A 12,440-nucleotide genomic window follows, 5' to 3' on the forward strand; every position below is an offset into this window, starting at 1 on the left:
AGCTCAAGCCTATCGGAGCCTCCTTTTCGCACGGGGCGAGCGCCTGGACAGATCGGCCCTTTGCCTGGGCCCGCCGGCGCTCGTTGGACTTTCCTTCCGTAGATCGGCCCGATTGCGCCCGCCTCTGCAAGCCTCATCTTAAGCTTGGAATCAATCTTGCGTTCTATACTGAGTTAGGAGAATATATTCCCCTAACAGGCTCAGTCATCGCCGCACGCTTCTCCGATCGTCGTAACATTCACAAGGAGGCGAGCAGGGGGAAGTCTTCGCCACAAAAGATTGCCGGCTCGTGATTTCATTGCGCCGGTGCCGGACGGATCGAGGCCTCCTGCGGGTGCAGCTCCTGCCTGATGTCACGCCGGAATCACTTGGCTTGTCTAAACTGGCTATTGGGCCAGTCTCGTTTCCCGAAATTCCCGCAGCACGGCCGGTTTTGCTTTGAGAGAGCCGGTATGTGCCATCGATCACAGTATTCGACAGAGGGGGCTCGGCGCCGGCCCCCCAAATAGGGGATTACGGGGGAGGGGGTTTGGCGCAAGATTGGTTTCGCAAGGGGGATGACACCGCCCGCTGGGCCGGCGCTCACCAACCTCAATGAATTCAAGCGCGATGGTTGGAACTTTTCCGCCGTTTCCTTCGGTGGGCGGGAACTCCCACCGCAGTGTCGAGGAAAGAGGCAAAGTCATGGTTGACAGCGGACAGAAGTTCATCAAGCGCAACCGCCCGCCGCGGGTTCAGATTCAGTATGAAGATCCCTATAATGCGGAAAAACTCGTCGAGATTCCTTTTGTAACGGCGGTTATGTCGGATCTGTCCGGCAATGCATCCGAGGTCGAGAAGGCGCCGATCGCCGAGCGCAAATATCTCGACATCGACATGGACAATTTCGATGACCGAATGAAGGCCATCAAGCCCGGCGTTGCCTTCAAGGTGACCAATCGGCTCGGCAACGCCAAGGGCGACGAGAAGATGTCGATCAAGCTCGATTTCGAGAAAATGACCGACTTCAACCCGGCCGAGGTCGTCCGCAAGGTGCCGGCGCTGGCGAAACTGCTGAAGGCGCGCGAGCAACTCGCCAATCTGCAGCGCTACATGGACGGCAAGGTTGCGGCCGAGGATCAGATCAAGGCCCTGTTGAAGGATCCCGAACTCATGCGGCTGCTCAAGGACAATAGCGAGCAGGCCAAGCCTGAAGAGAACTGACCACGGCTCCCGCCAGTAGACCAAGCCAGAAGATCAAGTCAGGAGTTCAGCCATATGGCCGAAACAACTGCTACCCCACAGACCCTTCCCGCGACCGAAACCCGTGATCTGGAGACCTTCTCCAGCCTGCTGCGCAAGAGCTTCAAACCGCGCAACGACAGCGCAGCCAGCGAGGTCGAAAACGCCGTCAATACCCTGGTCCGCCAGGCGCTCGAAGATACCTCGCTGGTCAAGGAAGATGTCCTTGATACCATCGAGTCAATGATCGCCAAGCTGGACGAGCAGCTCTCGATCCAGCTCAACGAAGTCATCCACGCGCCCGAGTTCCAGAAATTGGAGAGTGCTTGGCGCGGCCTCAATTATCTCGTCTTTAATTCCGAAACCGACACCACGCTGAAGATCCGCTTCATGAACGTGTCGAAGGAGGAGCTTTTCCGCGAATTCAAGGTCTATCCTGGCGCCCGCTGGGACCAGAGCCCGATTTTCAAGAAGCTCTACGAGGCCGAGTACGGACAGCTGGGCGGCGACCCCTATGGCGCCCTGATCGGCGACTATTATTTCGACCATTCACCACCCGACGTGCAACTGCTGCGCGACATCAGCAAGATCGCGGCCTCGGCGCATGCGCCCTTCTTCGCGGCGGCCAATCCGGCCTTGTTCGGCATGGATAGCTGGAACGAACTCTCCAATCCGCGCGACATCGGCAAGATCTTCGATACGCCCGACTATGCCGCCTTCCGCTCGCTGCGTGACCAGCCCGATTCACGCTATGTCGGCCTGTGCATGCCGCGTGTGCTCTCGCGCCAACCCTATGGTGCGAAGTCGGAGCCGGTGGAGGAATTCGCCTTCGAAGAAAATACGGACGGCCATCACGGCACGAAATATGCCTGGATGAACGCCGCCTATGCCATGGCTGTGAATGTCAACCGCGCTTTCAAGGAATATGGCTGGACGGTGCGTATTCGCGGCGTGCAGTCGGGCGGCGAAGTCGTCAACCTGCCCACGCACACCTTTCCCACCGACGATGGCGGCGTCGACCTTAAATGCCCCACCGAGATCGCCATCAGCGATCGGCGCGAGGCGGAGCTGTCTAAATCGGGCGTGCTGCCGCTGATCCATCGCAAGAACACCGACAAGGCAGCCTTCATCGGCGCCCAGTCGCTCTACAAGCCCAGGAAGATGGATACGGATGAGGCGACAGCCTCCGAAAACCTTTCGGCCCGCCTGCCTTACATGTTCGCGGTCTCGCGCTTTGCGCATTATCTAAAATGCATGGTGCGGGACAAGATCGGCGCCACGATGGAGCAGGACCAACTGCAGAAATGGCTGCAGACCTGGATCAATCGCTATGTCGATGGCGATCCCAAGAATTCGACCGAGGCGATCAAGGCCAAGAGACCGCTGGCCGCGGCCAAGGTCGATGTGTTCCCCGACGAAGAGAACCCCGGCTATTACGGCGCAAGGTTCTATCTGCGGCCGCACTACCAGCTCGAAGGAATGGATATCGGTATCAGCCTCGTCTCGAGACTGCCCGGTAGCCAGAGGTAACCAAAGGAAAGAAGCCGGCCTGCGCCAACGCTCCGACGAGCGAACGATGACTCATGTCCGTGTGGAACGGCCATGCGCATCGCAACAAAGGCCGATCATCCAACGCACAGGAGAGCAAAATGGCACAATCTGACGCACTACTGAATATCAAAGGTATCACGGGCGAAACCCAGCAGGATGGCCTCGATGGCTATATGGAGCTGCTGAGCTGGAGCATCGGCGGCTCCAACTCCTCGACCTTCGGCAGCGGCACTGGCGGCGGCAAGGGCAAGTCGGTCCTGCAGGACCTGCATTGCACCAAGGCCGTGGACAAGGCTTCGGCGACGATCTTCCAATATTGCGCCTTCGGCAATCATATTGACGAGGTGAAGCTCGTCGCGCGCAAGGCGGCTGGTGAGGACAAGCTCACTTATATCACCGTCACGCTCACCAATTGCTTCATTACTAGCTATCAGAAGAGCGGTGGATCGGATGGCGGCGGGATGGAGAGCTTCTCCGTCACCTATGAACAAATTCACGACGAGTACCAGCCCCAGGACAAGAGCGGCGCTGCCGATGGCGGCCCCATCGAGTTCACCTTCAACGTCGCCACGGGCAAGGATTCTTAATTCTTGATCCAATCAGGGACCGGGCGGCCGTACAGGCGTGACGGCCGCTCGCCTCTGCAAGGACTGTTTCTCAACCACGGTCCATAACAGCCTCTAGAGCAAAGCGCGTTTACGTGTGAACGCTTCTTTACTCTAACTCTTTGTTTCCAAGCCAATCCAAAGGATTGGCTAGAGCGCCTTTGCGATTCTTGCCGATTTCGTCAAATCGCAAAACGCTCCAGAGCGTGGAAATCGATGTGACCCGTTCCCGAGCCGCCAAGAGCGATCGTTTCGTTCCTCCCATCATGCATGCCTTTCGGGAGGCCTTCCGCCTGCGCGATGCCGCCAAGCCCATCGACACCCGCAACGATGCGGGCGAGCGCGTCATTGCCGGTCGGCGTACCTCGCCGCGTTCGGCGGTTGGGGAGGTCGTGCTGCGCTCTGAACTCGGCGAAGATCTTGCCTCCTTGCTCAACACTGTTGAGCTGGCGGCGATCGAGGACCTCAACGGCTGCGACGCCGTGGCCGCCTCGATCCTCAATTTCGGCGTGCCGGATCTGACCGCGATCGTTGCCAGCCCGGAAGCGGCGCAGCGGGTCGCCTATCTCCTCAAACAGAGGCTGGAACTTTATGATTGCCGGCTGGTGCCGGGCTCGGTGGTCATAACCAGTGAACCGCTCGACGACAGCGCTTCCGGACAGCTGAAGCTTCATATCAGCGCCGAAATGGTGTCGACGCCCGCCGATATTCCGGTAGAGTTCGTGGCGGATGTCGAGGTCGAGAGCGGCAAGATCAGAGTCTTCGGATTGTGACGCCATGAACCGTGAATTCCTCGAACTCTACAATCGCGAGCTTGGTATTCTCAAGGAGGAAGCCAAGCAGTTCGCGGTCGAATTTCCCGGCGTAGCCGAGCGCCTGGGCGGGCTTTTGGAGAACAACACGGATCCGATGATCGCGGGGCTGCTCGAAGGTACCGCTTATCTGGCCTCCCGCGTACAGCTCAAGCTCAAGCATGAATATGCCGAGTTCACCGACAATTTACTCGACCAGCTTCTGCCCGATTATCTGGCACCGGTACCGTCGGCGGCGCTGCTGCGAGTGGAACCGCCCTATGGCGATCCCAATCTCAAGGACGGCATGAAGATCGCCGCCGGCTGCTATGCCGATGCGCGCTTCGTCGAGCGGGAACGCCGCATTGCCTGTAAATACCGCCTCGCTAGCGAGATCACGTTATGGCCGTTCGAACTCGGCCAAGCCGAATTCCTGAGCGGGCCGGCGACGTTGCAGGCGCTCGGCATCGAAGCGAGCCCGACCAGCCAAGCGGGCTTGCGGCTTTCCCTGTTGCGGCGCTCCGCGGCCGATCGCCTTACCGAGCCCGCCGACAAGCAGGTGGCACAGCGGCCCGACTGCTGGTTTGCCAATTGCCGGACCGATGAGCTGACCTTCCATCTCATTGGCCATGAGGGCGATGCGGTCAGGCTCTATGAGCAGCTCTTCGGCGCCGCCACCGGCATCTATTTTCGCTATCTCGATGAGGCCGGCGACCCCATCATCGTGCCGCTGCCCAAGAGCTGTCTGACCCAGATCGGCTTTGCTCCCGACGAGCCGCTGTTTCCTTCCGATCGGCGGGTGTTCAGGGGTTTTGATCTCCTGCGCGAATATTTCGTGCTGCCGGCGAAGTTCCTCGGCTTCAAGCTAAGCAATCTCAAGCCTATCCTGTCGGCGATCAGGACCAATCGCTGCGACATCGTCATCGCTTTCGCGCAGGGAGACAGCCGGCTGCAATCGGTGGTGAGGGCCGACAGCTTTGCCCTATACGCGGCCTCCGCCTCCAATCTCTTCGAGATGCAGCTGGCGCGCGTGCCGATAAGAGACAATGAGCACGAATATCACATCGTCACCGATCGTTCGCGCCATCTCGATTTCGAAGCCCACCGCCTAATCAGGATGCATGCCCACGTCACCGGCAGTAGCGACAAGATGGAGGTGTTTCCACTCTATGCCGCGCCCCCGCTCGGTGTCTCCACCACCGAGACGATGTTCTATACCGTGCGGCGCCTGCCGCGCCGTCGCTCGCAGGAGGAGCGGCGCAATGCCCAGCCGACACAATATGTCGGCAGCGACATGTTCGTTACGCTCACCAACCATCGCGACAGGGCGGATGGCCTCCATGTCGCCGAGCTCAGCCTGCGGGCTCTGTGTTCGAACCGCCACCTCACCGAGCATCTGCCTATCGGGCAGGGGGGCGCCGACTTCATTCTTGAAGACAGGACCACGTTGAGGGTCGATTGCGTGGTCGGGCCGACCCTGCCGCGCGATTCCATCGCGACCGATCCCGAGGCGCGCGGCCAGCATGGCGCGGGCGGCACCTCGGCCTGGCGGCTGATCAGCATGCTGAGCCTCAATCATTTCGGGCTCTCCGGCTATGGCACGCGGGATTCGGCGGCATCGCTACGCGAAATCCTCTCGCTCTTCGCCACTCGCGGCAGCGCCGCTATCGAGAGGCGCATCCAGGGCATCCTCGCCGTCGACAGCAAGCCGATCACCCGGCGCATCCGTCAACGTACCGGCGCGGGCGTCGTACGCGGGCTGGAAGTCACGGTGACACTCGACGAGAAACATTTCGAGGGCAGTGGCATCTTTGTGCTCGGCGCCATCCTCGATCGCTTTCTTACCGAATATGTCGGCCTGAACAACGTGGTCGAGACGGTCATCCGCTCGACCGAACGCGGTGAGATCATGCGCTGGCCGGCACAGCTCGGGCGGCGGACCCAGCTATGAGTGGGCCTGCCTCCCTTCCGCATGAACCGGGGAACTACGATTTCCTCGACCTCATGCGTCGCCTCGAACATCTGGCGGGCACCAAGCCGCGCATCGGCGAAAGCGCCTCCTCGGCCGAGGCCGTGGCGAAGCTGGGCCAGCAGCCCCATATCGATTTTTCCGACGCCAATGTCAGTCGCATCGGCGCTTCGGAAGGCGGTCCTGCCGAAGTGGAAAGCCGCTTCCTTGGTATGCTGGGGCCGCAGGGCGCGCTGCCGCTGCACACCAGTTATGAAGCGACCCATTGGGCCAATATGCGCGAGGTGGCCTTCGCGCGCTTCCTCGATATCTTCAACAACCGCTTCCAGCAATTGTTCTTCCGGGCCTGGGCCAATGCCCGGCCGGCAGTGCAGGCGGACCGGCCGGACGAAAACCAGTTCCTTACCTATCTCGGCGCCATGATCGGCATCGGCACGCCAGCCATGCGCGGGCGCGGCCGGCTCCATGATTTCTCCAAGCTGGCGCTGGCCGGCCTGATGGCCCCGGCGGTCAAGAGCGCCTCGCGCATTGAGGGCATGCTCGGCTGGCTGTTCGACGCCAAAGTCGAGGTGCAGGAATTCGTCGGAGTCTGGCTGCCGCTCGAGGAGCGCGAGCAGGCGGTGCTGGCGGCCGGCAGTTGCGCGCTCGGTGTCGACAGCATCATCGGCCGCTCAGCTTACAGCCTCAGAGACAAGTTTCGCATCAGGCTGGAAGTCGCCGATCTCGACGAGTTGGAGACCTTCCTGCCCGACGGCCTTCATTTTGAACCGCTGGCGGATATCATCCGCTTCTATCTTGGTGAAGCCTTCATCTACGACGTCGAGTTCGGCCTGGCGGAAAGCAAGACCAAACCCGCTCAGCTCGGCGGTTTCGGCCGCCTGGGATGGACCTGCTGGATGGGCAGGGAAGGGGGCCCCGACGCCGTATCCGACCGCATGCGCTGGGACTGCCATTTCCATCCGGCCGAGATCCGCGCCGAGCGCCGCCGCAAACCGAGCAAGGGGTAGTTGCCATGGCCGACGTCAGCCTTGAAGTCCTCACCGGCAAACTCAATCCGCTCGGCTATGACAGCTTCATGCAGGCCTTCCGCCTGGCCCAGGGCGCGGGCAACCGCAATCTGGAACTGGCGCATTGGCTGCAAGCGGTGCTGCAGGCCGACCGCAGTGATCTTGCCTTGACGGTGGCCCATTTCAAGCTCGACGGTGGCCGGCTGCTGGCCGATCTCAGCGCCGTCACCGCCGGCTTTGCCATGAACAAGACCGAACTGCCGGGCTTTTCCGACGATATTTTCGATGCACTCAGCCAGGGCTGGAACTACGCCACGCTGATGTTTGGCGAAACCCAGGTGCGGACCGGACATGTGCTCACCGCCATCCTGAAGGAGCCGCGCCTGGTGCGCACGCTCAATGGTCTCTCCAAGCAGTTCCGCCTGATCGATGTCGAGCGGCTCACCAATGAGCACCGCAAGATCTGGCAGCAATCGGCCGAGGAGAATATGCGTCCGATGGATGGCTCGGGCCCCGTCGCGAAGGGGGCGGGCGGCGAAGGGGGCCCTGCCTCCAAGGGTACCGCTGCGCTCGATCGCTATGCCGTCGATCTGACCGAGCGTGCCGCCAGCGGCACGATGGATCCCATCGTCGGTCGCGACGAAGAGATCCGCCAGGTCATCGACGTGCTGATGCGGCGGCGGCAGAACAATCCCATCCTGACAGGCGAGGCCGGCGTCGGCAAGACGGCGGTGGTCGAAGGCTTTGCGCAACGCATCGCGGCCGGCGACGTGCCGCCACCGCTCAAGGGCAACAAGCTCTACGCGCTCGATATCGGCCTGATGCAGGCCGGTGCCTCGATGAAAGGCGAGTTCGAGCAGCGTCTGCGCTCCGTGATCGACCAGGTCCAGGCCTCGGTGACGCCGATCATCCTGTTCATCGACGAGGCGCATACGCTGATCGGCGCCGGCGGCGCAGCCGGCACGGGGGACGCCGCCAATCTGCTCAAGCCTGCTTTGGCCCGGGGCACGCTCAGGACGATCGCAGCGACGACCTGGTCGGAATACCGCCAGCATATCGAGAAGGACCCGGCGCTGACCCGCCGCTTCCAGCCGATCAATGTCGGCGAGCCCGGCATCGAGCAGTGCTGCAACATGATGCGCGGCCTGCTGGCGCCGATGGAAAAGCACCACAACGTCCACATTTCTGAAGCCGCTGTCGTCGCCGCCGTCAAGCTGTCAAGCCGTTACATTCCTTCGCGCCAACTGCCGGACAAGGCGGTTAGCCTGCTCGACACCGCCGCCGCGCGCGTGGCGGTCTCGCAGAACGCGACGCCGGCCGCCGTCGAGGATGTGCGCGTCGCCATCGAGGCGAGCGAGCGCGAGCTGAAGGCCTTGGAGCGTGAGCGTGATGTCGGCAATGCCGACGAGAAGCGTATCGGTGAGGTGACGCAGCTCATCGTCGCCACCAAGGAGAAGCTGGTAGCGCTAGAGCAGGCCTGGGGCGAGGAGAAGGCCATCGTCGCCGACCTGATGGCCGCGCGCCGCGATATCGTCGAAGGCGGCGAGGGGGTGGAGGTTGCCCGCGAGAAGCTTACCAGGATCATGGCGGACCTCGCCGCGATCGATCCCGAAAAGCGCATGGTCTACCCCTATGTCGACGAGCAGCCCGTGGCCTCGGTGGTCTCGGACTGGACCGGCATTCCGGTCGGCCGCATGGTGAAGGACGAAGTCGAAACCATCCTCAACCTCGGCGAGATTCTGGCCAAACGCGTGGTCGGCCAGGATCACGGCCTGAAGATGATCGCCCGGCGCATCCAGACCAACCGCGCCAAGCTCGACAATCCCGACAAGCCTATCGGTGTCTTCATGCTCGCCGGCCCCTCCGGCGTCGGCAAGACCGAGACGGCGCTTGCGCTCGCCGAGGCGCTCTATGGCGGCGAGCAGAACATGATCACCATCAACATGTCGGAATTCCAGGAGGCGCATACAGTCTCCACCCTGAAGGGCGCGCCACCCGGTTATGTCGGCTATGGCGAAGGCGGCCGACTCACCGAGGCCGTGCGCCGCCGGCCCTATAGCGTGGTGCTGCTCGACGAAGTGGAGAAAGCCCATCCCGACGTGCACGAGATCTTCTTCCAGGTCTTCGACAAGGGCGTGATGGAGGATGGCTCGGGCCGGCGCATCGATTTCAGGAACACGCTGATCATCCTCACCACCAATGCCGGCACCGACATGATCATGGATGCCGCGGCAAATGGTTCGGAAAAGCCGGAACCCGAGGCGCTGGCGGTGGATCTCAAGCCGCATCTGTTGCAGGTCTTCCCGCCGGCGCTGCTGGGGCGCATCGTCACCATCCCCTATTACCCGCTGTCGGGCGACATGCTGGGCGCCATCGTGCGGCTGCAGCTCGACCGCATCGGCAAGCGTATTCGTGACAATCACGGCGCCCGTTTCAGCTACGACGATGCCGTGGTGGAGAAGATCGTTTCCCAATGCAACGACCCGGACTCCGGCGGGCGCATGGTCGACAACATTGTCACCAACACGCTGCTGCCGGCGCTGTCGCAGCAGATTCTCGGCAAGGCGATCGCAGGAAAGCAGATCGAGGAAGCGTGGGTGGGGGTGGAGGATGGCGCGTTTGCCTATGCGGTGAGCTAGGGCATTTTCCAGAGTGATAGACGGGTATGCCGATCAAGAAGGTAATCTAAAACAAAGAGTTAGAGGAAAAGGTGCGTTTTGAGGAAATCCCGCCTGGCTCAAACGAGAACGTTCCAAGGACTTCTGGCACCAGAATGAGGATTACCCCATGCCTCTTCAATCACAGCTCTTTCGCGGCGATCAGAAACTTGAAGCCGCAGCCATTTCCGACCCCGCCCATATCATGCCCGGCGCTGTGGGAGATCATGTCAGGAAAATTCAGCAAGCCCTGATCGAGCTGGATGGCGCGACCATCACGCCGGACGGACAATATGGGCCGAAGACCGCTGCGGCGGTGCTCGCCTACAAGCGGAAACGGAACATTATCAATCCGAGCTATCAGACACAGGCCGACAACATCGTTGGCAAAATGACGATGGCGAGTCTCGATGTGGAGATATTGAAACGAGAATCTGTCCCGCCCGCCCCGGTTCAGATCAAGCCCATATCTCAGTTTTCGATTAGGTCTGCCCAGTCGAAGGTGGCATTCGTTCAAAATTCCAGTGCTTCTGCCGGTCGCATCGAGAGCCTTTCTGGTTCAGCTGCCAGGTTGGAAATTCCGCCCTACGGCGTCGGGAGCTTCGAGGTCCTGAACGCCGTTGGCGGCAGAGTGATGATCGACAGCGATATCGCCACCCTTCGGGATTCTGATGGAACCATGGCCGGGCCGGTGGGGGGGATGGAAGTGCGCCGAACCCCACAGCTTTTTCAAATTGTCAGTACCGTCGAAGCCGGCACGGCGACGGTCATGGCCATGGCCTCGGGCGCAAATCTGATCGCTAGCTTTCCGAGCATGGGTGGTCAGGCCTTTCTTCAGGTGAAGGTCGGCGTGCCCCCGTCCGGCGGCGCCAAGGAACTGAATCTGGTCGGGCAATTCGAGTGGGACACCGCGATGAGCGATGACGATCTCCTGCAGGAGTTGGCGGCCAATCGCTGGGAGCCCGGCACGCTTGATTTCTCAGCCATCCCAGGCGGGACAGTCGCAGTCACGCCCACATTCGGCAACATGCTGGGTGCCATTTTCATCCAGCCACCCGGCAGTATCAGCCGCCTTAACCTTTTCACGCACGCCAATAAGGATCTTATTGGTTTTAGCGGCCAGATCCAACGACGTACCGTCGGGCGGGCAGACGTCATGATCAATACCAACAGCTCTGGGGACAATCTGACGGCCATGGACCCGACGAGCATGAACAATCTCAATCAGCCCGGCGTATTCTTCGAGATTGGTTCCGGAAACCAAAAGAAAAAAGTAACAGTGGCAGAAATTCGTACTCGTTTCGCCGAGAACGCAATAATCGTTCTTTATGCCTGCCATACCGGTCAGCTTAAGAGCTTCGTCAAGTCCATCGCGACATTCTTCAACACGAAGGTGATCGGCTTCACGATTAACGTCGCCTACTTTCCTCCTGCCCAAACCGTGCCTCACAAATTCGTTCGCAAGGACATGAAACTTGGCCTTGCAGGCGGGAGCGCCGTTCCCGACTTTCGCACGCTGATCAATCAGCCGCAGGCAGTCACCGAAACGCCGTAAAGCGTTAAGGTTGCAATGTATCGTGGCGTCATGCTCAGGGGTAGTCTCGGATTTGGATCTGCATCGTCTCCTGTCTTTGTAGGATGTTCGGCTGGTGCTGGACACGTAATATAAGACATCGATAAATCTATTCGATCGTCTGTCGGTGAGTTGGAAGTATTTCTTCGGTCATCGAAGGCGGAGGAGACAATGTGACACCAAAAGAATATCTGGACCGATACACCTATCTGAAGTTCTACAGCCCGCTCAACAATGAGCTGATCTCGGCCGGCATCAGCATGTATGGCTCGGGCTGGGACTTCCGAAACGGCAAAGCCGGCACCGGCCAGGTGATGCAGCGCGAGCACGCGGCCTTCGCGGCGGCGCTCCGAATGGCTCACCATGGCAATGTCAACAAGCCGTGCGGGACCAAGTTCTTCTTCGACCAGCAGCCGCTCGGCCTGATCCAGCCGACCGAGGACTTCTACGCCACCACCTTCATCCAGGCCTTTGTCGGCAAGGGCAGCCCCGACGAGATCATCGATACGCTCCGCCTCGCTTATGCGATCGGCCGTATCGGCACTGGCAAGGATGTTGCGGGACAGCCCTGCGCCCGGGCGACGGCCCAGGCCTATGCGACGGATTTCATCACGCTCGACTGCAACGGGCTGGTCGGCAACTATTATGGCGGCAGCCCCTCTGCCTCCATCGATGCCTATGCCTCGACCGCCCGGCGCCGGACCAGGATCGGGGATATCCAGCAGGGCGATGTGGTCGTCACCCATTGTGCGGCCTCACCCTATGAGCATATCGCCCTGATCGACTCCTGCACCGTCAGCGGTTCGACAGCGAACATCCAACTGGTCGAATGGGGCTGGTATGGCGGCGAGGAAGTCCACTATTCGAAGGAAGCGAAGGCCTATTCCATCATCCAGGGGCCGGAAAAGGCCTATGGCATCGGTTGGGCAGCCAGAAGCAACGTCAAGCCGGTTGATTCCTTCAGATACATATTCAAGCGCCCAAATGATGAAGAGCCGCATGGATGGTCATGATCTTCCATATCGAAGACCTGGATAGTGCTTGGAATTATTCGGAAACATCGTCA

The 12,440-nt window shown here is 60.6% G+C and carries 9 protein-coding genes; all 9 read left to right on the plus strand.

Translation table 11 applies throughout. The annotated features are described in order from the left end of the window. Positions 1 to 684: 684 nt before the first annotated feature. The 9 genes from tssB (at position 685) to AB4037_RS03995 (ending at position 12,387) form a co-directional block, all read left to right on the plus strand. Positions 685 to 1,203 carry a type VI secretion system contractile sheath small subunit gene (gene tssB, locus AB4037_RS03955; protein WP_434960590.1) on the plus strand — a complete coding sequence of 173 codons (519 nt, stop codon included), beginning with the start codon at positions 685 to 687 and terminating at the stop codon, positions 1,201 to 1,203. 54 nt (positions 1,204 to 1,257) lie between these two features. Beyond that, positions 1,258 to 2,751, plus strand: a complete 1,494-nt coding sequence (tssC, locus tag AB4037_RS03960; protein WP_434960591.1) for a type VI secretion system contractile sheath large subunit — start codon at positions 1,258 to 1,260, stop codon at positions 2,749 to 2,751. A gap of 119 nt (positions 2,752 to 2,870) precedes the next feature. Then, the gene (locus AB4037_RS03965; RefSeq protein ID WP_434960592.1) at positions 2,871 to 3,359 is read left to right on the plus strand and encodes an Hcp family type VI secretion system effector; all 489 of its coding nucleotides are present in this window, start codon (positions 2,871 to 2,873) and stop codon (positions 3,357 to 3,359) included. Positions 3,360 to 3,595: 236 nt separating this feature from the next. Next, entirely contained in the window at positions 3,596 to 4,150 is a 555-nt protein-coding gene (locus tag AB4037_RS03970) for a type VI secretion system baseplate subunit TssE (protein WP_434960593.1), read from the plus strand. A 4-nt stretch (positions 4,151 to 4,154) separates the two neighbouring features. Next, positions 4,155 to 6,119: a type VI secretion system baseplate subunit TssF gene (gene tssF / locus AB4037_RS03975; RefSeq protein WP_434960594.1), complete on the plus strand. Its 1,965-nt coding sequence runs from the start codon at positions 4,155 to 4,157 to the stop codon at positions 6,117 to 6,119. Further along, complete coding sequence (tssG, locus tag AB4037_RS03980) at positions 6,116 to 7,144, plus strand: type VI secretion system baseplate subunit TssG (protein ID WP_441770608.1); 1,029 nt, start codon at positions 6,116 to 6,118, stop codon at positions 7,142 to 7,144. Before tssF ends, tssG begins: the two co-directional genes overlap by 4 nt. Before the next feature lie 5 nt (positions 7,145 to 7,149). Further along, positions 7,150 to 9,783 (plus strand): type VI secretion system ATPase TssH, encoded by a 2,634-nt coding sequence (gene tssH / locus AB4037_RS03985; RefSeq protein WP_441770609.1) that lies wholly within the window; start codon positions 7,150 to 7,152, stop codon positions 9,781 to 9,783. A gap of 148 nt (positions 9,784 to 9,931) precedes the next feature. Further along, a complete protein-coding gene (locus AB4037_RS03990) occupies positions 9,932 to 11,356 on the plus strand; it encodes a peptidoglycan-binding domain-containing protein (protein ID WP_434960597.1) in 1,425 nt (474 codons plus the stop codon). 191 nt (positions 11,357 to 11,547) lie between these two features. Beyond that, positions 11,548 to 12,387 (plus strand): hypothetical protein, encoded by an 840-nt coding sequence (locus tag AB4037_RS03995; RefSeq protein ID WP_441770610.1) that lies wholly within the window; start codon positions 11,548 to 11,550, stop codon positions 12,385 to 12,387. Positions 12,388 to 12,440: the final 53 nt, after the last annotated feature.

Origin of the sequence: Labrys sp. KB_33_2 (genome assembly GCF_052114505.1) — a bacterium.
GTDB lineage: Bacteria > Pseudomonadota > Alphaproteobacteria > Rhizobiales > Labraceae > Labrys.

Excerpts from the sequence above, each read along its gene's own strand:
- tssG (WP_441770608.1), top strand. The coding sequence starts at position 6,116 with ATGAGTGGGCCTGCCTCCCTTCCGCATGAACCGGGGAACTACGATTTC.
- tssC (WP_434960591.1), top strand. The coding sequence starts at position 1,258 with ATGGCCGAAACAACTGCTACCCCACAGACCCTTCCCGCGACCGAAACC.
- AB4037_RS03990 (WP_434960597.1), top strand. The coding sequence starts at position 9,932 with ATGCCTCTTCAATCACAGCTCTTTCGCGGCGATCAGAAACTTGAAGCC.
- tssF (WP_434960594.1), top strand. The coding sequence starts at position 4,155 with ATGAACCGTGAATTCCTCGAACTCTACAATCGCGAGCTTGGTATTCTC.
- AB4037_RS03965 (WP_434960592.1), top strand. The coding sequence starts at position 2,871 with ATGGCACAATCTGACGCACTACTGAATATCAAAGGTATCACGGGCGAA.
- tssH (WP_441770609.1), top strand. The coding sequence starts at position 7,150 with ATGGCCGACGTCAGCCTTGAAGTCCTCACCGGCAAACTCAATCCGCTC.
- tssB (WP_434960590.1), top strand. The coding sequence starts at position 685 with ATGGTTGACAGCGGACAGAAGTTCATCAAGCGCAACCGCCCGCCGCGG.